We start from the raw sequence: 26,981 nt of genomic DNA on the forward strand, positions 1-26,981 counted from the left end.
TTTACCTCATGGCTTTTGAGACGATCATCGTCGAAATCGAAGACCACGTCGCCCTCATCAAACTTGACCGTCCAGATGCGATGAACGCGCTGAACACCCAGTTGCTGGGGGAATTGTGCGATGCGCTGGAAGACGCGGATAAGAATGACAAGGTGCGCTGCATCGTCATCACCGGCTCGGACAAAGCGTTTGCCGCTGGTGCGGACATCAAAGAGATGTCCGAGATGAGCTTTGTTGACGTGTTCAACGTTAACCTCTTTGCCGATGCCAATGACCGTGTGTCTGCCATTCGCAAGCCGATCATCGGCGCCGTTGCGGGCTATGCGCTGGGCGGTGGGTGTGAACTGGCGATGCTGTGCGATTTCATCATCGCCGCTGATACGGCCAAGTTCGGTCAGCCCGAGATCAATCTGGGTGTCATCGCCGGCCTGGGTGGAACACAGCGCCTGACGCGGTTCGTGGGTAAATCCAAAGCGATGGATATGAACCTGACCGGCCGTTTTATGGATGCCGAAGAAGCAGAACGAGCTGGTCTAGTCAGCCGGGTGGTACCTGCCAAAAAGCTGATCGAGGAAGCTGTGGGTGCCGCACAGAAGATTGCAGAAAAATCGCAGCTGAGCACAATTGCGGCCAAAGAGGCTGTGAACCGCAGCTATGAACTGCCGCTGAGCGAAGGTATGTTGTTCGAACGTCGGGTTTTCCATTCGATGTTTGCCACCGAAGATCAAAAAGAAGGCATGGCCGCGTTTCTTGAAAAACGGGCCGCGCAGTTCCGCGACAAATAGGCCGGGGTCTGAACACAACGATCAGGCGGGCCAATGCCCGCCTTTTTTGTGGGCGCTGGTTACGATCAAGAATCCGCTTGGCAAAGCCGGACAACTTGGATAGTAACCGCCGTCATACATGCGCGTGCGGCCCGCTTGGCCCGACTCACACTCGTGATTTCTGATCCGGTGCGGATAATTCCGTGGCGCGCAACCCTAGATAACCGTACCGAACAAAGGTCAGAGACACATGGCAAATTCGCCCCAGGCAAAGAAGCGCGCGCGTCAGAACGAAAAGCGTTTCGCAGTCAACAAAGCACGTCGTTCGCGCATCCGTACTTTCCTGCGCAAAGTAGAAGAAGCAATCGAATCCGGTGACAAGGAAGCTGCATCCGCAGCATTGCGCGCAGCTCAGCCCGAACTGATGCGCGGCGTCACCAAAGGCGTTTTTCACAAGAACACAGCGTCTCGCAAAATGTCGCGCCTTTCGGCGCGGGTGAAAGCGCTGGGTTAACTTGACGTTAGCCAAAATCAGCAAATGCTGCTAAGCATGGGCGTCGCATTGCGGCGCCCTTTTTTGTTGTTGCCAGAATGCCGCGCCCTCACGAAACCGAGAGATTCTTTCGCTCTCAGACCCGAGTCAATATCAGAGTTTCGTTGCCCGAAGCGCCCGGCTCTTGCTACCACTGATTCAGCGATTCACTCGCTTGGGGGGACAGGCTGTTCCAACGATCTTGCTGACGGGCATTGACTGGATCACATGGGACGAATGTTCGAAAACCGGTTTATGCCGGATGGACGATCTGCTCTGGGTCTCGGGTTTGCCGACGATCTTAGCCCTGTCAAAATTGAAGCGTGATGCGCCTACCGATCTGGGCTGCCCTACTGCGGGGTATCGAGAGGTATTGCGTTGAGCGACGGAAAACCAAACCGTCAGATCTCTTGGTCTGGCGATAGGGTTCCTGTGTGTGTGAGTTCCGCGATCCGGGGGACCGGGCGACATGAATAAGGCCGACAGGCCAATAAAGAATGGGATGCGTGAGGCGCTTAATGACACAAGAGAAATGGGGACTACTGCGTAACAAGTTGCTGAAGGCCATTGGACAGAACAATTTTACGACCTGGATCGAGCCTTTGGAGTTTCAAGAGTTGAAGGATGGCGTTGCCGTCTTTTCGGCACCGACCAATTTTATGGGTAACTACGTTAGCCAGAATTTTGCTGATCTGATATTGTATGAATTGAATACCGCAGGCGAGACTGTACAACGCCTGTCGTTTCGCACGGCGGCGAATTCTCCGGTACGTCCGTCGGACACCGCGGAAAAGCCGGACATGGTACAGGCTGATCCACCCGTCCATGCGCCTGCGCAGGGCCAGATGGAATCGCTGCAGGCAGCACCACTTGATGCACGCTTTACTTTTGACAGCTTTGTTGTGGGCAAACCCAACGAGCTGGCTCATGCGGCAGCGCGTCGGGTCTCCGAAGGTGGGCCGGTCACGTTCAACCCGCTGGTGCTGTATGGTGGTGTAGGGCTTGGCAAAACCCACCTGATGCACGCCATCGCGTGGGAGCTGAAAACCAAACATCCGGAACTGAATGTCCTGTATCTGTCGGCCGAGCAGTTCATGTATCGCTTTGTTCAGGCACTGCGCGAACGTCGGATGATGGATTTCAAACATCTGTTCCGGTCTGTCGATGTGCTGATGGTGGATGACGTGCAGTTCATCGCCGGCAAGGATTCTACTCAGGAAGAGTTCTTTCACACCTTCAATGCCTTGGTTGATCAGAACAAACAGATCATTATCTCGGCAGATCGCGCACCCGGTGAGATCAAGGATCTTGAGGACCGCGTGAAATCCCGTTTGCAATGTGGTCTGGTCGTGGATCTGCATCCAACCGACTATGAGCTGCGTTTGGGCATCCTGCAAAACAAGGTACAGCAATACAGCAAAACCTATCCTGATCTGGTCATAGCGGATGGCGTTCTGGAGTTTCTGGCCCACCGCATCTCGACCAATGTGCGCGTGCTGGAAGGCGCACTGACCCGCCTCTTCGCCTTCGCCTCATTGGTCGGGCGCGAGATTGACATGGAGCTGACACAGGATTGTCTGGCGGATGTGCTGCGCGCGTCCGAACGCAAGATCACGGTTGAAGAGATCCAGCGCAAGGTCTCGGAATATTACAACATCCGTATCAGTGACATTGTCGGCCCCAAGCGTTTGCGGTCTTACGCCCGTCCGCGCCAAGTGGCCATGTATCTGTGCAAGCAGCTGACCAGCCGATCGCTGCCCGAGATCGGGCGTCGTTTTGGTGGGCGCGACCACACAACAGTCATGCATGGGGTCAAACGCATCGAAGAGTTGAAACTGACCGATGGTCAGATTGCCGAAGACGTGGAGATGCTGCGCCGCGCTTTGGAAGCCTGAGACATAAAACCAGCCACTCACAGAACGCCTCGAACTTGCAGGTTCGGGGCGTTTTCTTGTGCATAATTGTCCACGATCCATAGTTAACTGTCTTGGATCGTGCACGCGCCCCTTGACGCTTTGGGTATTCCGACCCAGAAAACCGTAAAAACTCCTTGTGCCCGCGGGCTGAGACGCTAACGTGCCAGTCCCGCCCATTTTGGCACTCAAGTCAGAGGAATAGAGGGTATGAAGATCAGCATCGAACGCGGCACCCTTCTCAAGGCCGTTTCACAGGCCCAATCCGTTGTGGAACGTCGCAACACTATCCCGATACTGGCCAATGTGCTGATTGAGGCTGAAGGCGATCAGGTACAGTTCCGCGCGACCGATCTGGATATCGAAGTGGTGGACAAGGCGCCAGCGCAGGTCGAAAAGGCAGGCGCAACAACGGTTGCGGCCACAACCCTGCATGAGATCGTGCGCAAGCTGCCAGACGGGGCGCTGGTGACCCTGACCGCTGACCGTGCGGCGGGTCGGTTGACGGTTGAAGCTGGTCGGTCGAATTTCTCGCTTGCGACGCTGCCGAAAGAGGATTTCCCGGTGATGGCGTCCTCGGAATACCAGTCGAACTTTACAGCATCAGCCGCGTTGCTGCGTCGGTTGTTCGACAAGTCGAAATTTGCGATCTCGACGGAAGAAACACGCTATTATCTGAACGGCGTCTATATGCATGTGGCAGATGGATCGGATGGTGGCAAAGTGCTGCGCTGTGTGGCGACCGATGGACACCGGCTTGCGCGTGTTGATGCCGATCTGCCGGAAGGCGCAGCGGATATGCCGGGCGTCATTGTTCCGCGTAAAACAGTGGGTGAGCTGCGCAAGCTTCTGGAAGATGACGAGATGGACATTGCGGTGTCTGTCAGCGAAACCAAGGTGCGTTTTGCAACTCCAGAGATTACCCTGACTTCGAAAGTCATCGACGGGACTTTCCCCGATTACACACGCGTCATTCCGCAGGGCAACACCCGCAAGCTCGAAGTGGATGCGGCGGAATTTGCCCAGGCCGTGGATCGTGTGGCGACCGTCTCGTCAGAACGCTCGCGGGCGGTGAAATTGCAGCTGGACGGGGACCGTTTGATCCTTTCAGTCAATGCGCCTGACAGCGGCGCCGCCGAGGAGGAGCTGGCCGTGGCCTATGGCGACGAGCGGCTGGAAATCGGGTTCAACGCCAAATATCTGCTGGAGATCGCCAGTCAGGTGGATCGCGAAAACGCGGTGTTTATGTTCAACTCGGCGGGTGATCCGACCTTGATGCGTGAAGGCAATGATCAAAGCGCGGTTTATGTGGTCATGCCGATGCGCGTCTGATCGCGCTGACGCGCGATGCCTCCGGCGGAGGTATTTTTGAACAGAAGAAGGGAGGGGTCATGGTATTGGCCCTGACCGAGCTTACGGTCTCGCATTTTCGGTCGCACAAACTGGCACGCTTGTCTTTGGATGGGCGACCGGTGGCGATCCATGGGCCGAACGGGGCAGGCAAGACCAATATTCTTGAAGCGGTGTCACTGTTTTCACCCGGGCGCGGGATGCGGCGGGCGAGCGCGGCCGAAATGACTCGTCGCCCCGAGGCGTTGGGGTGGAAGCTGTCGGCGGTTCTGGATGCGCAGGGTCAACGCTATGAGATCGAGACCTGGTCTGAAGGCGGCGCGGCGCGGCAGGTTCGGATTGACGGCAAGGCGGCGAGCCAGATTGATCTGGGCAAGCTGGCCCGCGTCGTGTGGTTGATGCCATCGATGGATCGTTTGTGGATCGAAGGTGCCGATGGGCGGCGGCGGTTTCTGGACCGTATTGCGCTGAGCTTTGATCCATCTCATGCCGATGCGTCACTGAGTTATGAAAAGGCCATGCGTGAGCGTAACCGGCTGTTGAAAGAGCAGGTGCGGGACGCGCATTGGTATGCAGCCCTTGAGACGCAGATGGCCGAGACGGGACACCGGATCCACGAGGCGCGTTTAGCAGCTTTGGAGCATCTGCGCGCAGCACAGGCACAGGCCGAAACCGCGTTTCCGTCGGCGGAGCTGGATCTGATCCAGACCGAAGGCGCGATGCCTGAAACAGCAGAGGATCTGCGCGAGGCACTCAGTGAAAGCCGGTTCCGCGATTTGGCGGCGGGGCGCACGCTGGTCGGGCCGCACCGGTCGGATCTTTATGGGGTATTTGCCGCCAAGGGCGTGCCCGCACGGGATTGTTCGACAGGTGAGCAAAAAGCGCTGTTGGTGTCGCTGATCCTGTCGAATGCCCGGGCTTTGGCACGCCTGATTGGCGCACCCCCAATTGTTCTATTGGATGAGGTGGCCGCGCATCTGGATGCGGGTCGGCGGGCGGCGCTTTACGACGAGATTTGCGCGCTGGGTGCTCAGGCCTGGATGACGGGCACCGGGCCAGAGCTGTTTGCGGAATTGGAAAGCAGAGCCCAGATGCTGGTTGTGACCGAAGGCACCGAAGGCTCAACCGTGGCCGGCTAGGCAGGTTCGCTGACTTTGCGTTCCCACAGGAAGCCGCGCATGACCTCGTCTACGGGTGTTTGGGCCATGTGGTTGACATAGTTCGACATGGTTTTCTGCGCCAGACCTAGAACAACATCCAGAACCGCGCGGTGCGAATAGCCTGCGTCGAAGAAGGCCTGAAGCTGCGCTTCGGTCGGGTTGCCGCGGGTTTCCATCACTTGCAGGGTGAAGGTGCGCAGCGCTTCGAGCTTGGCCGACGGCAATGGCGTTTCATTGCGCAGAGCTTCGGTGATCTCGTCCGAAACTTTCATCATCTTGGCGATGCCCGTGTGGGCGGGGACGCAATAGTGGCACTCGTTCTCGACGTTGATCGTCTGCCAGACAACGGTTTTTTCATCATTGTCGAAATCGGTCTGCATGAAGAGGCCGTGCAGTACCTGATAGCCTTCCAGATGCTGGGGGCTTTCCGCCATGACCTTGTGCAGGCCGGGCAGCCGCCCAAAAGCAGCTTGAGATTTTTCCAACAGCGGTTTGGACGCTTCGGGTGCGGTGGTGAGGTCGTGTGACGGGAAATCGGCCATATCAAAACTCCTGTTTCTGGCGGGATGAGTCGTATTTAGGCTTTATTGAGCGATCACTCAAGTATATATTTGAGCGAACGTTCAAGAAATGGTGATCCCATGCCCCGCAAACCGTCCTATGACCGAGACGCGCTGATCGCACAGGCGCGTGATATCTTTTGGCGTTACGGTTGGGCCGGGACGTCGCTGAAAGATCTGGAGCGCGAGTTGAAGCTGAAGCCCGGCAGCTTTTACGCGGCCTTTGGGTCAAAGGACGCGCTTTATGCCCTGGCGCTCGAGCGGTATGCGCAGGACGGCGTGACCAACATGATGGTCATGGCGCAAGAGTTAGGGCCGCTTGGAGCGCTCAAGGCTCAGCCGTTGCGTGTGATCGAAGCTGCGGACATACCGACCAAGGCCTGTATGCTGTCAAAGACCTACGCCGAGTTGCAGGCTCGGGATCACGAGTTGGCAGCTCAGGCGCGGGCGCATATGGTTGAGATGAAGGCGTGTTTTGCAGAGCTTTTTCGGCGCGCTCAGGAAGCGGGTGAAATAGGTACAGACCATGATCCCGATCGGTTGGCCGCGCGTTATCAATCTGACCTGTTGGGATTGCGACTGTCGGCTGAACGTGATGACGTGAATGGTGTTGAAATCGCCAATGAAATCGCGGCTGATTTGGATCGGCTTTGATCCACAAAAAAACACCCAATTCCACACAAAATATTGGGGGATCGCGTGACATTCCCTACCAGAAAACGTATAAAATACGAAAATAATATAGGTACTGACTGAATGTCCGAAGACGCACAGGCACCCCAGGAATACGGCGCGGAATCCATCAAGGTTCTCAAGGGCTTGGAGGCTGTTCGTAAACGCCCCGGCATGTATATCGGAGACACCGATGATGGCTCGGGTCTGCACCATATGGTGTATGAAGTCGTCGACAACGGGATCGACGAAGCTTTGGCCGGGCATGCCGACCACGTTACCGTCAAAATTCACGCGGATTCCAGCGTATCGGTCAGCGACAACGGGCGCGGAATTCCGGTGGATATTCACCCCGAAGAAGGCGTATCGGCGGCCGAGGTCATCATGACCCAGCTGCACGCGGGCGGCAAATTTGACAGCAACTCGTATAAGGTATCGGGCGGTCTGCATGGGGTGGGCGTTTCGGTGGTGAATGCGCTGTCGGATTGGCTGGAGCTACGGATCTGGCGCGATGGCAATGAGCATGTGGCACGCTTTGAGGGTGGCGAGACCGCTGAGCACCTGAAAGTGGTGGGTGAGTGCGGCGACCGCACCGGAACGGAAGTGCGGTTTCTGGCCTCGACCAATACGTTCTCGAACCTCGAATATTCCTTTGAAACGCTGGAAAAGCGCTTGCGCGAACTGGCGTTCCTGAACTCGGGCGTGCGGATCATCCTGATTGATGAACGCCCAGCGGAACGGCTTGAAACCGAGCTGTTCTATGAAGGTGGCGTCAAGGAATTCGTCAAGTATCTCGACCGGTCAAAAACGGCTGCGATGCCCGAGCCGATCTATATCAAAGGCGAGCGCGATGAGATCGGTGTTGAAATCGCCATGTGGTGGAACGACAGCTATCACGAGACGGTCCTGCCTTTCACCAACAACATCCCGCAGCGCGACGGCGGCACACATGTGGCCGGTTTCCGCGGTGCTCTGACCCGAACGATCAACAACTATGCGCAGTCCAGCGGGATTGCGAAAAAGGAAAAGGTCAGCTTCACCGGCGACGATGCCCGTGAGGGTTTGACCTGCGTGTTGTCGGTCAAAGTGCCGGACCCGAAATTCTCATCCCAGACCAAGGACAAGCTGGTTAGCTCCGAAGTGCGCCCGGCGGTCGAAGGGCTGATGAACGAAAAGCTGGCAGAGTGGTTCGAAGAAAACCCCAACGAGGCCAAAACCATCGTTGGCAAGATCATCGAGGCCGCTCTGGCCCGCGAGGCCGCCCGCAAGGCGCGCGAACTGACCCGTCGCAAGACAGCGATGGACGTGAACTATCTGGCGGGCAAGCTGAAGGATTGTTCCGAGAAAGACCCCTCCAAAACAGAAGTCTTTCTGGTTGAGGGGGATTCGGCCGGTGGGTCGGCCCAAACGGGTCGGGATCGCCTGACACAGGCAGTTCTGCCCCTGCGCGGCAAGATCCTGAACGTGGAACGGGCGCGGTTTGACCGGATGCTGTCGAGCCAGGAGATCGGCAATCTGGTCATGGCGCTGGGCACCGGGATCGGCCGCGATGAGTTCAACATCGAAAAGCTGCGCTACCACAAGATCGTCATCATGACCGATGCGGATGTGGACGGCGCGCATATCCGCACCCTGCTGCTGACCTTCTTCTACCGGCAGATGCCGGAACTGATCGAAGGCGGATACCTCTATATCGCGCAGCCGCCGCTCTATAAGGTTTCGCGTGGTAAATCAGAGGTTTACCTGAAAGACCAAGCGGCGCTGGATGACTATCTGATCAATCAGGGCGTCGAAGGTGCGGTGCTGAAACTCGGCTCGGGCGAAGAGATCATCGGCCAGGATTTGACCCGCGTAGTCGACGAAGCGCGGCAGTTGAAACGTGTGCTGGATGCGTTCCCGACACACTATCCGCGCCACATTCTTGAACAGGCCGCTGTTGCCGGGGCCTTTGTTCCCGGCGCGGTAGATGCCGACCTGCAAGGCGTGGCCGACAAGGTTGCCGCGCGTCTGGATCTGATCGCGCTGGAATATGAGCGCGGCTGGCAGGGCCGGATCACCCAGGATCATGGCATTCGACTGGCACGTATCCTGCGCGGTGTAGAAGAGGTGCGTACACTGGACGGTCCGATGCTGCGTTCGGGCGAGGCACGCAAGACCGGCAGTTTCACCCAAAGCCTGCAAGAGATCTACAACACGCCAGCAACCCTGGTGCGCCGTGACCGGACTCAGGTCATCCACGGCCCGCTGGACCTGCTGCGTGCCATTCTGGAAGAGGGCGAAAAGGGCCTGTCGCTACAGCGTTACAAGGGTCTGGGTGAGATGAACCCCGATCAGCTGTGGGAAACCACGCTGGACCCCGATGCCCGCACGCTGCTGCAAGTGCGCGTGGATGATATGGTCGAGGCCGATGACCTCTTTACCAAGCTGATGGGCGATGTTGTCGAGCCGCGTCGCGAGTTCATCCAACAAAACGCGCTGAGCGTGGAGAATCTGGACTTTTAGAGCCTTTTAGGGATGCCCATAATCGTTCGCGAGCGAACTTGGAACTGATCCACAGAAAAATGGGTATCGCTGCGGTTCGGCTGAAATCAGTCGGGCCTGGACTAGGTCCGCTCAGGCACCACACCTTGCGTATTAGAGCGGCGCGAGCCATCTTTGAAACCTTACTAGTAGGTGGGAGACGGTCGTTCGCCGCAACAGCGAATATGCTAGTTGAGCTTTGAAATTGGCCGACGTTGAGCGTTGTCTTTCACCTAAATTGCGTTGGAACGGCTGATGTTGAGTCAACTTTGAACGAACCATTTCGCGATGCTTTGAGCTCCAACGGACAGCAGATGTTTGAACGTATATTCAAACTTTAGCATTCCACTAGGTATAAATTTTTCCATAAAATCAATATTATATGCTGAAAAACCTCTATTACTAAAATTTTAGTTTGACAGCGGCGCCGAATATCACCGATGCTGTTTGTCATCCGGTGTGCGCCGGATCACATTATCTTTGGGAGGAGACAGATGCGGAGACATCTACTTTCCGCAGTGGCGGCAGCGGCCGTCATTGCGGGGCACGGTCCTGCTTGGGCCGACGAAGCCGCAGCACAACGTTGGATTGACGACGAGTTCCAGCCTTCGACCTTGTCGAAGGACGAGCAATTGTCCGAAATGAAGTGGTTTATCGAAGCTGCACAACCGTATTCGGGCATGGAAATCAACGTCCTGTCCGAGGGTATTCCGACGCATTCCTACGAATCCGAGGTTCTGACCAAGGCGTTCGAGGAAATCACAGGGATCAAGGTCAATCACCAGATCCTCGGTGAAGGCGAAGTGGTTCAAGCCGTTCAAACGCAGATGCAAACCGGCCGGAACCTCTATGACGGCTACGTCAATGACAGTGACCTGATCGGTACGCACTCGCGACTGCAACTGGCCTATCCGCTCACCGATATGATGGAAGGCAGCTGGGCGGCGACAACCTCGCCAACCTTGGATCTGGATGATTTTATGGGCATTCAGTTCACGACAGGTCCGGATGGCAAACTGTACCAATTGCCTGATCAGCAGTTCGCGAACCTTTATTGGTTCCGGAAGGACTGGTTCGACGATGAAGACAACAAGGCCGCGTTCAAGGCGAAATACGGCTATGACCTAGGCGTTCCGGTCAACTGGTCGGCCTATGAAGACATCGCCGAGTTCTTCACCAATGACGTGAAAGAAGTCGATGGTGTCGCGATCTATGGCCACATGGACTATGGCAAGCGCGCACCCGACCTGGGGTGGCGTATGACCGATGCCTGGCTGTCTATGGCTGGTGCCGGTGACGTCGGCGAGCCGAATGGTGTTCCGGTCGACGAATGGGGCATCCGCATGGAAGCGGGCACCTGTAACCCTGTCGGGGCATCTGTCTCGCGCGGTGGTGCGGCCAACGGTCCGGCTGCGGTCTATGCGATCCGCAAATGGGACGAGTGGTTGCGGAACTATGCGCCTCCGGGCGCGGCGTCGTATGACTTCTATCAGTCGCTGCCGGCGCTTAGCCAGGGCAACGTGGCCCAGCAGATCTTCTGGTACACGGCCTTCACCGCCGACATGGTAAAGCCGAAGTCTGAAGGCAACAACACTGTGGACGACGAAGGCACGCCGCTATGGCGGATGGCGCCCAGCCCACATGGCCCCTACTGGGAAGAGGGCCAAAAAGTTGGCTATCAGGACGTGGGGTCGTGGACCTTCCTGAAATCGACCCCGGAAGATCGTGCTCAGGCTGCGTGGCTCTATGCTCAGTTCGTGACCTCCAAGACTGTCGACGTGAAGAAGTCCCATGTGGGTCTGACCTTCATCCGCGACAGCTCGGTCAACCACGAGTCGTTCACCGAGCGCGCGCCCAAGCTGGGTGGTCTGGTCGAGTTCTACCGCTCGCCTGATCGCGTGGCATGGTCGCCGACCGGCATCAACGTGCCGGACTATCCGAAGCTGGCCCAGATCTGGTGGCAGCAGATCGGTGACGTGAACTCGGGCGCATTCACCCCGCAAGAGGCGATGGACCGTCTGGCAGAAGAGATGGACATCACCATGGCCCGGATGCAGGCCGCGGATGAAAGCGCCGGTGTCTACGGTGGCTGTGGTCCGCGCTTGAACGAGCCACAGGACGCTGCCTTCTGGTTGGAAAAGCCAGGTTCGCCAAAGGCCAAGCTTGAGAACGAAAAGCCGCAAGGCCAGACCGTCAACTATGACGAATTGGTTGCGCGCTGGCAGTCTCAGTAAACCAAAGCAACCGGGGGTGCCGTTCGCGGCATCCCCACACCAAGACAGCGTGATCGCGCTGCGGGATCGGAATTCACGGACATGATTGAACTTCAAGACGCGACCAAACGGGTTGGCAACGTCATCCATATCAAACCGACGTCTCTGACGCTTCAGACTGGCCATTTCAACGTATTGTTGGGCGCTACAGGATCGGGAAAGACCTCGCTGATCAAGATGATGGCCGGGCTGGATCCAATGGCCTCGGGCAAGGTCCTGATGGATGGGCAGGACGTCACAAAGCTGAACACGCAGAAGCGGCAAATCAGCCTGGTTCACCAATTCTTTGTGAACTATCCGCATATGACCGTTTTCGATAATATCGCCTCGCCCCTGCGCGTTGCGGGGATGGCAAAATCCGAAATTGAAGGTCGTGTAGAAGAGGCGGCCGACCTGCTGCAATTGCGCCCGATGCTAAACCGCCGTCCGCATGAATTGTCCGGTGGTCAACAACAGCGGACCGCGTTGGCCCGCGCGATTGCCAAAGAAAGCCGTGCCGTTTTCCTCGACGAACCTTTGGCGAACCTCGACTACAAGCTGCGCGAGGAATTGCGTGAGCAACTGCCGGACCTGTTCGCCGGGCGCGGTGCGGTGGTGGTATATGCCACCTCGGAACCTGAAGAAGCGCTGCTTTTGGGTGGTCACACTGCCCTGATGGAAGACGGCCGCGTTACCCAATTTGGCCCGACTGCGGATATCTACCGCAATCCTGATAATCTGGCTGCCGCCCGCGTCTTCTCGGACCCGCCAATCAACGTGGCCCGGATCACCGTTTCAGGTGCGCAAGCTCAACTGGAAGGCGGTGGCGGCTGGTCTGTCTCGGATATGGCTGACGGTGAATACATGGTGGCAGTGCGTCCGCATCGGGTGACACCGTTTCGCGCTTCGGATGCTGATGTCGAACTGACGGGCCGTGTTATCGTGACCGAGCTGTCTGGTTCAGATTCAAGCGCGCATTTTCGGCATGGGGCGGATGACTGGGTGTCTTTGGCTGCCGGTGTGCATCCTTATCAGGTGGGCGAGGATCACAGTTTCTACATGAACCCGGCCCATTGCCGGTATTTCGGCCAAGACGGCAAAAGGGTGGCCTAAGATGGCACAAATCAAACTTTCCAACCTGCGACACAGCTATATGCCCGCGCCGAAAGGTCCCGAGGACTATGCGCTGAAGGAAATTGATGTGACCTGGCGCGACGGAGGGGCCTATGCTCTGCTCGGGCCGTCGGGCTGCGGCAAGTCTACGCTGCTGAACATCATATCCGGCCTTCTAACCCCCTCAGAAGGTCGGATACTATTTGATGACCAGGACGTAACCGCACTCCCTCCGGATCAGCGCAACATCGCGCAGGTTTTCCAGTTCCCTGTGATCTACGATACGATGACCGTGGGCGAGAACCTGGCGTTTCCACTCAAGAACCGGGGCGTAGACGCGGCCACGATCAAGCGCCGAGTCGATGAGATTGCCGAGATGCTTGATGTCACGGATATGCTGAACACCCGTGCCAGCGGCCTCAGCCCGGACAACAAACAGAAGATTTCAATGGGGCGCGGGTTGGTGCGCGACGACGTGAACGCGGTCATGTTCGACGAACCGCTGACCGTGATCGATCCGCATCTGAAATGGAAGCTGCGGTCCAAGCTGAAAGAACTGCACCAGCGCGTCAAAGCCACGATGATCTATGTGACCCACGACCAGACCGAGGCTCTGACCTTTGCCGATGAAGTCGTGGTGATGCAGGAAGGTGAAGTGGTCCAGATCGGCACGCCGGTGGACTTGTTCGAGCGTCCTCAACACACATTCGTTGGCCATTTCATCGGCTCACCTGGCATGAACGTCCTACCGTGCGAAGCCAAAGGTGACCGTGCAATTTTTGAAGGTCACGAGGTGCTGCTGGAGGGTACGACCAACGGCGAAGGCGGCCGCACGGATCTGGGTATCCGCCCGGAATACATCAGTTTTGGCGAGACCGGCATTCCGGCACATGTCACCAAAGTGTCGGATGTTGGCCGGCATTTCGTGGTCAGCGCAATGGTCGGCAATACCGCAGTGAAAGCTGTCGCTGAACACAACGCGCCCGACCCCGGATCGCATGTTTATCTGAATTTCAAAGCCGAACAATCGCGCGTCTACCGCGACGGCTGGATCGCAACCGAGGAGCGGGCGCAATGAGAACGGAAAACCAAAAAGCCTGGTTCTTTGTCCTGCCGGTTCTGGCGCTTGTCGCTTTCAACGCGTTGGTGCCGATGATGACGGTGGTCAACTACTCTGTGCAGGAAACCTTCGGCAATAACCAATTCTTCTGGGAAGGGTTGGGCTGGTTCGAGCAAATCCTGCGCTCGGACCGTTTCCAAGCGGCCCTCGGTCGGCAGTTCCTCTTTACCTTCCTGATCCTGCTGATCGAGGTGCCCTTGGGTATTATCGTGGCTCTGTCGATGCCGCGCAAAGGGTTTTGGGTGCCTGTTTGTCTGGTGCTGATGGCCTTGCCGATGCTCATCCCATGGAACGTGGTCGGTTCGATGTGGAACATCTTCACCCTGCCCAAAATCGGATTGATGGGCTATTTCCTGAATGACGTTCTTGGCATCAACTATGACATGACCCAACAGCCGCTGTCGGCCTGGATCACGGTTATCGTCATGGATGTGTGGCACTGGACCTCTTTGGTGGTACTGCTGTGCTATGCAGGGCTCGTGTCGATCCCGGATGCCTACTACCAGGCGGCCAAGATCGATGGTGCAAGCCCCTGGTCGGTGTTCCGTTACATTCAACTGCCCAAGATGAAAACGGTTCTTACCATCGCTGTCCTGCTGCGATTTATGGACAGTTTCAACATCTATACCGAGCCCTTCGTTCTGACCGGCGGTGGCCCCGGAAATTCGACCACCCTGCTGTCGATTGACCTTGTGAAGATCGCGCTGGGACAGTTCGACCTTGGCCCTGCGGCGGCGATGAGCCTGATCTATTTCGCAATCACGCTGCTGGTCAGTTGGGTCTTTTACACTCTGATGACAAAGGATGACGCGCAATGAAGAAGCGGTCTCTTATCCCGATCCTCTATATCGCGTTCCTGATGTTGCCGATTTATTGGCTGGTGGCGATGTCTTTCAAGACCACGAACGAGATCCTGTCGGGCTTTTCCCTGTTCCCCCAGACATTCACGCTGGAGAACTATGTCACGATCTTCACCGACCCGACGTGGTACTGGGGTTATATCAACTCGATCATCTATGTGACGATCAACACCGTGCTTTCGGTCTGTGTTGCCCTGCCAGCTGCCTATGCATTCTCGCGCTATCGGTTCCTGGGTGACAAGCAGTTGTTCTTCTGGCTGTTGACCAATCGGATGGCCCCTGCAGCCGTGTTCGCGCTGCCGTTCTTTCAGCTCTATTCGTCGATCCACCTCTTCGACACCTATCTGGCCGTGGCGCTGGCACATACGCTGTTCAACGTGCCGCTGGCGGTGTGGATTCTCGAAGGCTTCATGCGCGGCATCCCGAAGGAACTGGATGAGACGGCCTATGTCGACGGTTATTCCTTCCCACGTTTCTTTGTCACAATCTTCCTGCCCAACATCAAGGCGGGTGTGGGGGTGGCGGCCTTCTTCTGTTTCATGTTCTCATGGGTGGAAATGCTGCTGGCCAAGACGCTGACCGCAGTTGAAGCCAAGCCCATCGCCGCTGTGATGACCCGGACCGCGTCCAGTGCGGGGTATGAACTAGGCCTGCTGGCCGCAGCCGGCACCCTGACCATCATTCCCGGCGCCATCGTCATCTGGTTTGTCCGCAACTACATCGCGCGCGGTTTCGCGATGGGACGTGTGTGAGGTTCGAAATGCGTAAACGTCTTCTCATCCTGCCCTTTCTCCCCACTGCCGCATTTGCCCAACAGGCCGGTTGGGGCAATGTCGGCCAGCAAGAAGAAAAAGGTTTCTCTTTGACCGATCCGTTGTGGCCTGATTTCTGGATGGCCTGGACCCCGGCAACACTGGCGCTATTTGTCGGGATTTTCTCGGCCATAACTCTGATCGGCTTGCTTGAGGGCTTCAAGTTCCGTGACGGGATAGAACGGCGCGGAGTTCTGGGTTTGACGACCACGCTTGGGGATCGTCTGTTTATCACGCTGCTGGGATCGGCGTACATTTTCCTCGCCTGGCTTGGATTGGTTGGACAACCGGTCTGGACCCCTCTTTTCCTGTCAATCGGCTGGGGCATTTTCGTTTTCTGGAAAGTTTAGGCTTTGAGAAATGATGAAAGGATGCTTGTCTGGCAGGCATACTAAGAAATGGCGACACTTGGACCGATGCGAAAGAAAAAGACATCCAATCTACTGACCGAAGTGGAACTGGAGTTCATGAACGAGCTCTGGGCGCTGGGTCAGGGCTCGGTCCGCGATGTCCTTGATCGCCTGCCACCTGATCGCAATCTCGCCTACACATCCGGCGCGACCATTCTGCGGATCCTTGATGAAAAAGGGTTCGTTGAAAGCGAAAAGAACGGCAAGTCGCTGACCTACCGACCGCTGCTGGAAAAAGACAGGTACCAGTCGCGGTCGCTGCAGAATCTTTCCCGGACCCTGTTTGACGATACACCCGCAACATTGGTTGCTAGGCTGGTAGACGATGAAGGGCTGACAGAAGATGACTTGGAGGAAATTCGAGCACTGGTAGAGAGGAGACTGCAAAATGACAGCGGTTAAACCGGTTCTCGATGCGTTTCTTGAGTTCAACGTTGTGCTTGGATTTTCGGCGCTGATCTGGCTGGCAGTGCGTGGGACATTGTCGCTTACGCCAATGCGGTATGGCTTTGTTGCTCAGCTTCGTTCGCTCAAGATACTTTGCATCGGCGTTATGCTCAGCCCGGCCTTGGCGATGGGTGTTTCAAGCTTTGTCAGTCAGGTGTGGCCAGAACGCGCTGTCGCGCTAGGGGATATCGCAGTGGCGGCCTATCTGCGCGGCGAAATCGCCATGCCGGCTGCGCAGTTTGAAACCCTTCTGAACACACGCGAACGTTGGGTTGATCATGTCCTGTCAGGCGGCTCTGCCTTTGTGGTTTTCGCGTTGAGCGTACTTGCTTTGCTGGCGGCTGTTCTGGCAATTCGGGTTGCGCTGAACGCGCTTGCAATTCGCAAGGCCGTTCGGACCAGCTTTCTATGGCGACAATCGGCTAAAGTGGACATTCGTCTTTCAGATCGCGTGACCGTGCCCTTTGCTGTACGCGGCCTGCGTCGCCGTCACGTCGTTTTGCCCAGCCATCTGCTGAACTCGCCACGCGATTTGCGCTTTGCTCTGGCACATGAATTCCAGCATATCCGCGCACTCGACGTGGAATGGGAGCTGGGTTTCGAGCTTTTGCGCCCGCTGCTGTTTTGGAACCCGGCCTATCTGGCCATAAAGCATCAGTTTGACCGGCTTCGCGAATTGGCATGCGATCAGTCCGTCGTCTCGCGCAAAGGGATTGAGGCGACCGACTATACGGCCTGTTTGCTGGACTACTGCGCACGATCGGTTAACCTGAAAGTCCCGCGTATTCTTCATGTGGCCCTGGTTAATGGGCCGAAAGCAAAGCGTGTTCTGCGTCAGCGTGTGATTGCCTTGACCGACGCGCCAGTGAAGACAACCCAATTGTCAGCTATCTTCTTTGGCCTAACACTTTCCCTGGTCGTTGTGCTTGCAATTGGCTCGGCCTCGGTTCGTCAAACTCAAAACTGGAGCCATGATCGTATTATGCTTTCGACGGTCGTAAACTTGGAACGGCTGGAAGCTCGGAATCAGGGCAGTGAATAAGCTGTAATTTACGTCCATTGCGGGCTGAGGGTTTTACTTGCCGTTTTTGCAAGGTTCAGGGCCCATCGACCGCTGAAAATGGGGATGGTTCACGTCTCAACAACGAGAGCGGGAACTGTCTGATCTTTCCTAGTTGAGCGACGCGCAGTTCGCGCCTCTAGAGCTTTGTTTCCAAGTCCCACGGCGCGCCTCGCGTTGATGAAAAACAGGTTCTGTACGAGATTGTCTTTTGCAGCCCCGATGGCTCACGCTGGCCTGAAACACCAAAGGAATACGGTCAACTTAGTTGAACGGGATCTTGGCCTCTGTAAAACCGCGAAAACCCCGTAAACGCTCGATGAACGTTGGAAGTGATGGAACGATAAGGGCATCTTTGCGCAGGTGCTGATGGGATGGCCAGCGTGTGGCAGCCCGTTACGACAGATGCCCAGAGGTATTCCTATTCGCAATCCTATTCTCCGTGGCTTTGTCGGCCTTTTCCTCTGGGCAATGACCGGTTGGTGGAAATAGCCGAGCTTTGAGGGAGCGGTAATAGCTATCAAGCGCGTCCGAAAAACCAGGCCATGTTGACACCATCAAAATATCTGTACTAACCTGTTCCTTATTAGATGAGGAACTTAGAACAGATGGCCCATCTCGCGAAATTCGAGCGGATCGCTGCTACCATCGAGGCAGATATCCGTGCTGGGCGGATTGCCTTTGGGGATGCTCTGGCCAGTGAAGCCGCGCTGGTTTCCCGGTTTTCGGTGAGCCGCAATACGATCCGCAAGAGCCTTGCTCTGCTCGTCGAGAAGGGGCTGATCTCCACGCGGGTCGGCAGCGGATCTTTCGTGACCTATGACGGAGAGGTAATTGACAGCGCGGCAGGATGGTCGGTTTCGTTGTCCGCAAAAGCCTCAAGGCTACAATCCCGTATCCTGTCCTTGTCACGGGGCCCGATGGAGATTGATTGCCACGAACTGCCATTGGGCAGTGATTGCCTGAAAGTGGACCGCATTCGGTTCCGCGTCGAAACCGGGCGGGGCGTATCGCTGGAACGCAGCCGTATCCCGTGGCACGACGGGTTTGCGAATGTTCTCGAACATGGCCTGGTCGAAGGCTCGATTACCGAGACATTGACATCACGCGGCCTGACTGCACTTGGAGGGCGTGAATGGGCTGGTGTGGAACGCGCTTTGTCCGAGGAGGACGCAGCGCTTTTGGGTTGCGACCCCGGGCTGCCGATGCTGAAGCTTCGCAGGGTTAGCCGCGCTGCGAACAACAGCGTAGTGGAGTTCGTCGAAAGCCTGCTGGACCCTGACCTCTTCGCCCTAAGCTTCGAGTTTTGACCATGAGCGCCGACGGTCAGGATATAGAGAGGGATCGGGCGGCGGCGACGCTCTACGGGCTGGCCTTGGGGGACGCGCTCGGGATGCCGTCACAGACCCTCACGCGGGAAGAGATCCGCCGCAACTATGGGACCATAGAAGGGTTCGTGGCCCCATTCGCGGGCCACCCGGTTTCCGACGGGCTTGATGCTGCCCAGGTCACCGACGACACCGAGCAGACCGTTCTCTTGGCACGCCGATTGATCGACTGCCCGGGTGCGTTTGACGCCAAAGGTTGGACAGAGGACCTGCTTGAGTGGGAAGCCGGGGTTAAGGCGCGCGGCCTTTTGGATCTGCTCGGGCCTTCAAGCAAAGCCGCACTGGAGGCGATCCGCCACGGAGCTAACCCTGCAGAGGCGGGCAAGTCGGGAACAACAAACGGGGCGGCAATGCGCATCGCCCCTGTGGGCATCATGGTTCCGGCCGAGGATATCGACGCTCTGGTGGCTGCGGTTGAAGTGACATGTCGCGTGACCCACAACACTGGCGAGGCCATCGCCGCTGCGGCCGCTGTGGCAGGTTACATCAGCGCGCGGGTCGGGGGCGCCGGTGACAGTGCTGCTTTCGAAACCGCCATCAGAGCTGCCGAGTTGGGACAAAAGCGGGGCCACACGGCTGGTATCGGTGACATGGCAGAGCGCATCGCGCATGCGGTCAAACTTGCGGGAGCGGGGGTCCTGGTGGATGTCTTTGCCGAACGTGTCGGCACCTCGGTGGTCAGCCACGAGGCTGTCCCCGCCGCGTTCGGTCTGATGCGCATGGCGGCGGGCGATGTCTGGCGCGCGGGGTTGTTGGCGGCGAATATCGGCGATGACACCGACACGATCGGAGCGATGGCTTGTGCAATGTGTGCGTCGGGATGTGGCATGGATGGACTCCCGCAAGAGCATCTCGAAAGGCTGAAATCGGCGAACGCCCTTGAAATCGAAGACATATCGGAGGGATTAATTGCCTTGCGTAGGCGCGCACCCGTCCATTCGAGGGAGGTTGTATCATGAGTGCTCCCGCGCGCTTGCTGCAGCTTCATGGTGTGATTGTAGATCTGATCTACCGCGTCGAGGCTGTTCCAAGGCCGGGCAGCGAGACCATCGTGCACGGTTTCGATATGTCCCCCGGTGGCGGGTATAATGCCATGGTGGCGGCCAAGCGGTCGGGGCTCACCGTCATCTATGCCGGGTCTTTGGGGACCGGTCCGCTGAGTGAGATGGTGCGTGCTGCGTTGGACGCCGAAGAGATCGAATGCCTGCATCCGCGCGATAGCGAGCGCGATCAGGGGTGCTGCAGCGTGATGATCGACGAAGCGAGCGAACGCACATTCGTTGCTGCTGAGGGTGCCGAGGGACATATTGCCGAGCCCGACTTACGTCGCATAGCGACGGCGGAATTCGATTGGAGCCTCATATCGGGCTATACGCTCTACTACAAAGGTTCCGGCCCGGCTTTGACCCGCTGGCTTGAGGTTGAGCCGAAGATTCCAAACCTCGTATTTGACCCCGGACCGCTGATTGCTTCTGTCCGACCCGAAGCGATTGCTGCAGTTCTGTCCCGAGCGGCATGGGTCAGTGCGAATGCCGCCGAAGCCGCGGTTTTGACGAGCGAACGCAACCCGTTGAACGCCGCTCAAAGGCTGGCCGAGGATCGCGCTGGTGGCGCAGTGGTTCGTCTTGGAAGCGAAGGTTCTATCGTGGCATGGGACGGGCGCCACCGGCGGGTTCCAGGCAACCCAGTTGTGGCGGTAGACACCAACGGCGCGGGGGATGCCCATATCGGCGCTTTCATCGCGGCCCTGGCGCGGGGACAAGACGCGGCCGAGGCCGCGCTCTACGCCAATATCGCCGCCGCGATTTCGACCACGCAGCATGGGCCTGCAACTGCGCCGGACCTGACCACAATCGAGGAAACGCTTCGCCTAAAAGAAGCGGGATAGAAACCAACGGAAAACCAAATTGAAAGGGAGACTGACATGAACATGAAAAAACAGGCTGCTGTAGCGTCTGCGCTGGTTCTGATCGCTTCGGGCGCGATGGCCGACGAAATCCGTGTCTTGAACTGGCAAGGCTATGGCACGGATCAGGAATTCGCACTTGCACCATTTACCGAGGCGACCGGCCACACCGTCGTCCACGACTATTTCAATTCGGAACAGGAGATGCTCACCAAGCTCAGGACCAACCCCGGCGCCTATGACGTGGTGCTGATCAACGCGGCCTTTTTCCCGGACGTGCTGGCCGAGGATTTGCTGCAACCGATCGACACCTCGAAGGTCGCGAACTTCGCCGATGTGGCCCCGGACTTTGCCGCCAATGACAGTCTGAACGTCGACGGCTCACTATATGGCGTGCCGTGGACCTGGGGCTTAACTTCGATCGCGATCAACTCCTCAACCATTTCCGAGACGCCAAGCTCGATCAACGTTATGTGGGATGAGGCCCATAAGGGGCGTGTGTCGATCCGCGATGACGCGGTTGAGGCGGTGCAATTGGCGGCGCTGGCGACAGGCCAGAACATCAACGACATCCAGGACATGGACGCGGTCGAGGCCAAACTCGGTGCGTTGATGCCGCAAATCCGCACATTCTGGGGATCGGAAAACGACTGGAACCAGTTCATGGCTGCGGGCGAACTTGACGTGGCGAGCTATTGGTCTGGTTCCGCCGAGCGATCGGCTGCATCGGGCCTGCCGGTGCAGTTCGTGGTACCCGAAGAGGGTGCAATCGGCTGGCTTGACGGCCTGGCCGTTCCAGCCTCCTCAGAGAATGTCGACGCTGCCCATGCCTTCATCAACTGGATGATCGACCCGGCATTCTACTCGGAATGGAACGCGAATGGCGCACCGGCTTCTGCCAACGCTGCCGCAGCGGCAGCTCTGCCCGAGGACGCCTTCAATCGCAAGGTATTGGGTGATCCAGAGGTGGCTGCGCGGGTCCAGTTCATGGAGCCTGTTTCGGAGGAGAACCGCGAGGCCTATCTTGAGATGTGGCAGGCGCTGAAAGCTGCGCAGTAAGACCTGACAGGAGGCCTGCCCGTGGCAAACATTCTTTCACAGGATACGCGGCGTGCGGCGGGCCTTTTGACCCCTGCCTATCTGTGGCTGACGGTGGCGATCTTTCTGCCACTTGTGGCCATGCTCTATTTCAGCTTTCTGTCGGACGTTCCCTTTGGACCTGAGGCTGACTGGTACTACACGTCCGAGAACTACAGAGCGTTTTTCGAAACCGGCACCTATGCCTCGCTTTTGTGGAAGTCGATCAAGCTGGGCCTGACGGTCACGGTTATCTGTGTCCTGCTTGGCTTTCCTTGCGCATTGGTGTTGGCAAAGGTGATCCAGGGCCGCTCGCGCGAGGCGCTTTTCCTTTTGATCATCTTGCCTTTCTGGTCGAATTCGCTGGTGCGGATCTTTTCCTGGGCAATCGTGCTGCGTGGCAACGGCGTTTTGGAACTGGCGGTAAACTGGGTGCTGCCTTTTGACATTCGTCTGGGCCTGATGTTCACGCCCACGGCAGTGGTGATCGGGTTGGTGCACAGCTATTTGCCCTATGTGATTCTGACCTCCTATCTGGCGCTGCAGGCCATCGACAATTCGTTGATCGAGGCCGCGCGGTCGATGGGTGCCAAACGCCTGACGATCCTGTGGCGGATCATTCTGCCCCTGTCGATGCCCGGCCTCTTGGCGGGCGCGGTGCTGATCTTCGTGCCCGTTGTGGGCTCGTTCATGGAACCCCGCATTCTCGGAGGGCGCTTCGGTACTTACTATGGGACCGTGATCGAGGATCAGTTCACAGCCGTATTCAACTGGCCCTTGGGCGCTGCACTTTCCTTCATACTGCTTGCTGTGGTGCTGGTGATCCTTGCGCTTTCAAGCCCGATCTTGCGGAAGGCACGCACGTGATGGGTGTTTTGGGACGCATCTGGCTGGTTCTGATCCTAGTCTTTCTGTACGCACCGATCCTCATCATGGCGATGATGTCTTTCAACGAATCCCAATTCTATCAACTGCCGTTCAAGTTTTCTCTGGATTGGTACGAAGCTTTGGCAAGCAATGACGCGATCAAGACAGCCGCCATCCGTTCGGTGCTGATCGCCATCGCCACTACGGTGATCGCGACGACGCTGGGCACGGCAGCCTCGATCGCACTGTTCCGCTACAGCTTTCCGGGCAAACGGGTGTTACAGGTTCTTTTGTTCCCACCCATAGCGATCCCCTGGCTGATTACGGGGACGGCAATGCTGATCTTCTTCTTCGGCATCGGGCTAGGGCGTGGCACGCCCTCGGTGCTGATCGGCCATGTGGCTCTGGCATTGCCTTACGTAATCGTGGTGGTTTCAGCTCGGTTGGCAACATTCGATCCAACGTTGGAGGAAGCTGCGCGATCCCTTGGGGCGTCGTCCTGGACAGTCACCATGCGCGTCACAGTGCCCTGGATTCTTCCGGGCATCATCGCCGGTGGTCTCTTTGCCTTCGCCGTCAGCTTTGACCAGTTTGTCGTGTCCTATTTCCTGTCCGAGCCCGGCGACGCGACGCTACCTGTGCTGATTTACACTTCTATTCGCAAGGGTTTCACACCCGAGATCAACGCCGTTTCGACCATCATCATTGTCATCTCCATGGCGATCATGCTGCTGGCGGCCCGTTTTTCGAACTTCGGAGGAGACCGCTGATGGCCGAGGTTGTCGTGGAGAACGTCACAAAGTCTTTTGGCCCGATGAAAGCGCTCGACAACGTGTCGATGGACTTCCCAGATGGTGGGTTCTTCGCGCTGCTGGGCCCTTCTGGCAGCGGGAAAACCACGCTTCTGCGCACCATCGCCGGTTTTATCCTGTCGGATAGCGGGCATATTCGGATCGGTGGCGAGAAAGTGGATCGCGTCCCTGTTGAAAAACGCGATATCGGCATGATGTTTCAGAGCTATGCGCTTTTTCCCAACATGACCGTGGCTGACAACATCGGTTTTGGGCTGCGCGTTCGAAGGGTTGGCGCCTCGGAAGAGACCAGGCGCGTTGGCGAAGCGCTGGAGCTTGTACGGCTTTCGGATCTGGCGCATCGCAAGCCCAGCGAGCTTTCGGGTGGCCAGAGGCAGCGTGTGGCCCTTGCCCGCGCCTTCGTGACCAATCCGCGGGTATTGCTGTTGGACGAGCCACTTTCTGCGCTGGACAAGGCGCTTCGCGTCGACATGCAGATCGAGTTGAAACGCATCCAGCGCGAGATCGGTATCACGACGATCTTTGTCACCCACGATCAGGACGAGGCGCTGACGCTTGCTGACAAGATCGGCATCCTGAAGGATGGTCGGATGGTGCAGGCAGGCCCGCCTCGCGACGTTTATGATCGCCCGGCAAGCACTTTTGCCGCCGAATTCCTGGGTGAGGCCAATGTCTTTGACGGCACCCGCGAAGGCGGTGGCCTGCGACTGACTGATGGGTCCCTGATCGCTTTACCGGAAGGGTCCGAGACGGCTCAATCCTTTGCAATCCGGCCCGAAAACCTGTCGCTTGCCCAGGAGAAACCTAGTGGCGACGGTATCGGCAGCCTTCAGGCCCAGATGGTGCAACGAGTGTTTGCTGGCGCGATGACGACCTGTGTCGTCGAGTTGAGCGACGGACGTCGAATGAAGGCCATCGCACTTGATCGGGATATGCCACATGCTGAGGATGGTTCCCCGGTCTGGCTGACATGGAAAACCGCGCAGCTGACGCCAATCGGAAGCGAGCCATGATCGGTGATGCCTTTGGCTGGGGAACATGGACGGCTGAGCGTCCGGCAGAGTTTTCTCATCTCGAAACCGGGCTGCAGCTGACAACGGTGCTGTATTCCGATCGGGCCGAATCCGCCACAGACCTTCCTCCGGGTGATCAAATTCGATACGGGCATCGCGGTATCCGTAATGGGCTGATCGAGTTCACTACCTCGTTTGAAGATACAGAACTTGACTGGACCTGCGACAGGTATGGCGATGCTTTGGATTTGTCCTGGATCTGCCGCTCGAACGGGGAATTGGGCCTGCGGTATTGGGTTTGCCTGTGTCTGAGCGCCCCGTCAGGTGCGGCCTTTGATTTCGACCCCGAGACGGGTGCGATCACGATGGAAGGCAGCGCCTTTAGTGCCAAATGCAAGCATCGCCCGCTATTGGTCACCGCCCATGACAATGCCGCTGGGTTGATCGACGAGCTTGAAACCAACGGGTATTTCTATTTGGGGTCCCGCAGCACCAAAGGCAAATTTCTGGCCCTGCGTTTCAATCTGGATGAGACGCCTGAGATGTCGATCAAACTCGTCATTGGTGAATCTGAGCGCGTAAAGTCGGCCCCGTCTCCGAAGGTAGAAAGCGCTTTGCAGGCCGTCCACGATGTCCTCGCTTGGAACCATGTCTTCGATCCGGTGAACAAACGCCCCTACACAGCGCTCACACGCAATTGGAGTGCAAAGAAGTTTGGTGGGTTCGGCGTTTGGTTGAACGATATCCTGTTCCATGGACTCTTGTGGTCGCTGCTCGATCCAACGAAATCACGAGAAAACGTCGAAGCCGTCTTTTCCCATCAGACCGAAGCGGGTAACTTCCCCTGTCTCGTGACCGGCAATGACGCCTGGCTGGATCGCTCACAGCTGCCAATGGCGTCTTACGTGATCTGGGCGATCTATCGGGCAACAGGCGACCTTGCGTTTCTGAAATGGGCCTATCCGAAACTGATGGCCAACCATCGGTGGTGGTGGCGCAATCGGGCGCTGGCGGATACCGGACTGGTTGCCTATGGCACCAGTAAAGGCCCGGGCGACGGGCTTTATAAAGGCACCAAGCTGGCCGCCAGAAACGAGTCGGCGATGGACAACATGGCGGTTCATGACGAAGCAGAGTTCGATCCTGAGACAGGGCTTATGCAATCGGCCGACGTCGGGCTCAATTCCCTTCTGGCACTCGACGGTGAAGTTTTGGCTGCGATGGCGGAGTTGTTGTGCCACTCTGAAGACTTTACCGAGTTGTCTGACCGGACAGCGCGGCACAAGGCTCAGATCAAAGAGTTTCTTTGGGACGACAACCGTTCGGTATTCGCCAATCGCCTGACCAGCGGAAAATTCGTCGAGGCTTTGGCACCTACGTCTTTCTTTCCAATGGTAGCTGGTGCTGCGCGAGAAGATCAGGTCGAAGCGCTCGTGGCGCTATACTTCCGACCTGATACCAAGTTCGGCGGGACGTATACATTGCCTTCTGCGCCGCGCGACCAACCAGCGTACAAAGACAACACGTATTGGCGTGGGCGGGTATGGGCACCTTTGAATTTCTGGGTGCATCAAGGGCTTATGCGATACGAACGGCTGGACGAGGCCAGTGCGCTGGCCGAAAAGAGCCTGGATATGTTCAACACACACTGGGCCGACCGAAAGTGCGGTGAAAACTACAGCGCTGTGGACGGACAGATCAACGATCAGGCGGACACGGATAGTTTCTATACCTGGGGCGCACTCCTTCCGGCGTTATCCCTTTTTCAGGGCGCGTTCGGGGACTTCTGGAACTCTTTGGAGGTAAGTCGATGACCGCAAACCCGTGGCTTCTTGTGATCGACATGCAACCCGCGTTCGGCAAACCGGAAAGTCCCTGGTTCGTGCCAGGCTACGAAGACTGCGCCGCGAAAGTTGCGCGTCTGGTAGATGCCTTTGGCGATCGCGTGCTGTTCACCCGCTTTGTGCCACCGCGTGACCCTGACGGAAGTTGGCGGTCCTACTACGCAAAGCACCAGTTCGCGTTGGACCCTCAAAGTCGACCGCTTTGGGAGCTTGACCAGCGCTGGTACGGAAGCCCGTCTGTGGCCAGCCACCGCTTCGCCAAATGGCACGAAGCCTCACCGCTGGTGCCGCCGAACGCCGAACTGGTTATGTGCGGCGTCGCTACGGATTGCTGTGTTCTAGGAACTGCCATCGAGGCGAATGACGACGGGCGCACTGTCCGACTGGTAGCAGACGCATGTGCGGCGGCAACAGATGACCTTCACAGCGCGGCGATGACGGTTCTGTCGGATCGAGCAGGGCTATTGCAATTGACCGATACCGACAGCGAGGTTCCTCGTCTCTGACGCGCCCTCACTAACTTATGCTG

At 57.4% G+C, this 26,981-nt stretch carries 25 protein-coding genes; 24 read left to right on the plus strand and 1 reads right to left on the minus strand.

The window, feature by feature from the left end:
• Positions 1 to 8 precede the first annotated feature (8 nt).
• The 5 genes from GOV38_RS07425 (at position 9) to recF (ending at position 5,698) form a co-directional block, all read left to right on the plus strand.
• Positions 9 to 785, plus strand: a complete 777-nt coding sequence (locus tag GOV38_RS07425; protein ID WP_171208642.1) for an enoyl-CoA hydratase — start codon at positions 9 to 11, stop codon at positions 783 to 785.
• A gap of 229 nt (positions 786 to 1,014) precedes the next feature.
• Positions 1,015 to 1,278, plus strand: coding sequence for a 30S ribosomal protein S20 (gene rpsT, locus GOV38_RS07430; protein ID WP_171097928.1), 264 nt, complete (start codon positions 1,015 to 1,017; stop codon positions 1,276 to 1,278).
• Between the two features lie 536 nt (positions 1,279 to 1,814).
• Positions 1,815 to 3,191 carry a chromosomal replication initiator protein DnaA gene (gene dnaA / locus GOV38_RS07435; protein ID WP_171208643.1) on the plus strand — a complete coding sequence of 459 codons (1,377 nt, stop codon included), beginning with the start codon at positions 1,815 to 1,817 and terminating at the stop codon, positions 3,189 to 3,191.
• A gap of 228 nt (positions 3,192 to 3,419) precedes the next feature.
• Positions 3,420 to 4,541 carry a DNA polymerase III subunit beta gene (dnaN, locus tag GOV38_RS07440; RefSeq protein ID WP_171208644.1) on the plus strand — a complete coding sequence of 374 codons (1,122 nt, stop codon included), beginning with the start codon at positions 3,420 to 3,422 and terminating at the stop codon, positions 4,539 to 4,541.
• A 59-nt stretch (positions 4,542 to 4,600) separates the two neighbouring features.
• Positions 4,601 to 5,698: a DNA replication/repair protein RecF gene (recF, locus tag GOV38_RS07445; RefSeq protein WP_171208645.1), complete on the plus strand. Its 1,098-nt coding sequence runs from the start codon at positions 4,601 to 4,603 to the stop codon at positions 5,696 to 5,698.
• Here the strand turns inward: recF and GOV38_RS07450 are convergent.
• Positions 5,695 to 6,261 carry a carboxymuconolactone decarboxylase family protein gene (locus GOV38_RS07450; RefSeq protein WP_171097937.1) on the minus strand — a complete coding sequence of 189 codons (567 nt, stop codon included), beginning with the start codon at positions 6,259 to 6,261 and terminating at the stop codon, positions 5,695 to 5,697. The two genes, recF and GOV38_RS07450, sit on opposite strands and share 4 nt — an antisense overlap.
• A 99-nt stretch (positions 6,262 to 6,360) precedes the next feature.
• On the opposite strand from GOV38_RS07450, the gene GOV38_RS07455 reads away from it, so the two are divergent.
• From GOV38_RS07455 to GOV38_RS07545, 19 genes are all read left to right on the plus strand, one after another.
• Entirely contained in the window at positions 6,361 to 6,933 is a 573-nt protein-coding gene (locus GOV38_RS07455; protein WP_171208646.1) for a TetR/AcrR family transcriptional regulator, read from the plus strand.
• A 102-nt stretch (positions 6,934 to 7,035) separates the two neighbouring features.
• Complete coding sequence (gyrB, locus tag GOV38_RS07460) at positions 7,036 to 9,453, plus strand: DNA topoisomerase (ATP-hydrolyzing) subunit B (RefSeq protein WP_171208647.1); 2,418 nt, start codon at positions 7,036 to 7,038, stop codon at positions 9,451 to 9,453.
• Positions 9,454 to 9,965: 512 nt separating this feature from the next.
• Positions 9,966 to 11,705 carry an ABC transporter substrate-binding protein gene (locus GOV38_RS07465; RefSeq protein ID WP_171097942.1) on the plus strand — a complete coding sequence of 580 codons (1,740 nt, stop codon included), beginning with the start codon at positions 9,966 to 9,968 and terminating at the stop codon, positions 11,703 to 11,705.
• 81 nt (positions 11,706 to 11,786) lie between these two features.
• Entirely contained in the window at positions 11,787 to 12,836 is a 1,050-nt protein-coding gene (locus tag GOV38_RS07470; protein ID WP_171097944.1) for an ABC transporter ATP-binding protein, read from the plus strand.
• A 1-nt stretch (position 12,837) separates the two neighbouring features.
• Positions 12,838 to 13,914 (plus strand): ABC transporter ATP-binding protein, encoded by a 1,077-nt coding sequence (locus GOV38_RS07475; protein ID WP_171131162.1) that lies wholly within the window; start codon positions 12,838 to 12,840, stop codon positions 13,912 to 13,914.
• Positions 13,911 to 14,774 (plus strand): carbohydrate ABC transporter permease, encoded by an 864-nt coding sequence (locus tag GOV38_RS07480; RefSeq protein WP_170670891.1) that lies wholly within the window; start codon positions 13,911 to 13,913, stop codon positions 14,772 to 14,774. The genes GOV38_RS07475 and GOV38_RS07480 overlap by 4 nt, the downstream gene beginning before the upstream one ends.
• Positions 14,771 to 15,568 (plus strand): carbohydrate ABC transporter permease, encoded by a 798-nt coding sequence (locus GOV38_RS07485; protein ID WP_170401963.1) that lies wholly within the window; start codon positions 14,771 to 14,773, stop codon positions 15,566 to 15,568. Before GOV38_RS07480 ends, GOV38_RS07485 begins: the two co-directional genes overlap by 4 nt.
• Before the next feature lie 140 nt (positions 15,569 to 15,708).
• The gene (locus GOV38_RS07490; RefSeq protein WP_371808515.1) at positions 15,709 to 15,978 is read left to right on the plus strand and encodes a DUF2160 domain-containing protein; all 270 of its coding nucleotides are present in this window, start codon (positions 15,709 to 15,711) and stop codon (positions 15,976 to 15,978) included.
• A 66-nt stretch (positions 15,979 to 16,044) separates the two neighbouring features.
• The gene (locus GOV38_RS07495) at positions 16,045 to 16,440 is read left to right on the plus strand and encodes a BlaI/MecI/CopY family transcriptional regulator (protein ID WP_171097950.1); all 396 of its coding nucleotides are present in this window, start codon (positions 16,045 to 16,047) and stop codon (positions 16,438 to 16,440) included.
• Positions 16,427 to 17,527 carry a M56 family metallopeptidase gene (locus tag GOV38_RS07500; protein ID WP_171208683.1) on the plus strand — a complete coding sequence of 367 codons (1,101 nt, stop codon included), beginning with the start codon at positions 16,427 to 16,429 and terminating at the stop codon, positions 17,525 to 17,527. The genes GOV38_RS07495 and GOV38_RS07500 overlap by 14 nt, the downstream gene beginning before the upstream one ends.
• 626 nt (positions 17,528 to 18,153) lie before the next feature.
• Positions 18,154 to 18,855, plus strand: a complete 702-nt coding sequence (locus tag GOV38_RS07505) for a GntR family transcriptional regulator (protein ID WP_254430515.1) — start codon at positions 18,154 to 18,156, stop codon at positions 18,853 to 18,855.
• A gap of 2 nt (positions 18,856 to 18,857) precedes the next feature.
• Positions 18,858 to 19,892 (plus strand): ADP-ribosylglycohydrolase family protein, encoded by a 1,035-nt coding sequence (locus GOV38_RS07510; RefSeq protein ID WP_171208685.1) that lies wholly within the window; start codon positions 18,858 to 18,860, stop codon positions 19,890 to 19,892.
• A complete protein-coding gene (locus GOV38_RS07515; protein WP_171208686.1) occupies positions 19,889 to 20,821 on the plus strand; it encodes a PfkB family carbohydrate kinase in 933 nt (310 codons plus the stop codon). The genes GOV38_RS07510 and GOV38_RS07515 overlap by 4 nt, the downstream gene beginning before the upstream one ends.
• 36 nt (positions 20,822 to 20,857) lie before the next feature.
• Positions 20,858 to 21,898, plus strand: coding sequence for a PotD/PotF family extracellular solute-binding protein (locus GOV38_RS07520; protein ID WP_171208687.1), 1,041 nt, complete (start codon positions 20,858 to 20,860; stop codon positions 21,896 to 21,898).
• A 21-nt stretch (positions 21,899 to 21,919) separates the two neighbouring features.
• Positions 21,920 to 22,783, plus strand: coding sequence for an ABC transporter permease (locus GOV38_RS07525; protein WP_371808512.1), 864 nt, complete (start codon positions 21,920 to 21,922; stop codon positions 22,781 to 22,783).
• Positions 22,783 to 23,553: an ABC transporter permease gene (locus GOV38_RS07530; RefSeq protein WP_171208688.1), complete on the plus strand. Its 771-nt coding sequence runs from the start codon at positions 22,783 to 22,785 to the stop codon at positions 23,551 to 23,553. Before GOV38_RS07525 ends, GOV38_RS07530 begins: the two co-directional genes overlap by 1 nt.
• A complete protein-coding gene (locus GOV38_RS07535; RefSeq protein WP_171208689.1) occupies positions 23,553 to 24,608 on the plus strand; it encodes an ABC transporter ATP-binding protein in 1,056 nt (351 codons plus the stop codon). Before GOV38_RS07530 ends, GOV38_RS07535 begins: the two co-directional genes overlap by 1 nt.
• Entirely contained in the window at positions 24,605 to 26,422 is a 1,818-nt protein-coding gene (locus tag GOV38_RS07540; RefSeq protein WP_171208690.1) for a trehalase family glycosidase, read from the plus strand. The genes GOV38_RS07535 and GOV38_RS07540 overlap by 4 nt, the downstream gene beginning before the upstream one ends.
• Positions 26,419 to 26,958 (plus strand): cysteine hydrolase family protein, encoded by a 540-nt coding sequence (locus GOV38_RS07545; RefSeq protein ID WP_171208691.1) that lies wholly within the window; start codon positions 26,419 to 26,421, stop codon positions 26,956 to 26,958. Before GOV38_RS07540 ends, GOV38_RS07545 begins: the two co-directional genes overlap by 4 nt.
• Positions 26,959 to 26,981 lie beyond the last annotated feature (23 nt).

The sequence above is a fragment of the Ruegeria sp. HKCCA5839 genome (assembly GCF_013035585.1).
Taxonomy (GTDB): Bacteria; Pseudomonadota; Alphaproteobacteria; order Rhodobacterales; family Rhodobacteraceae; genus Ruegeria.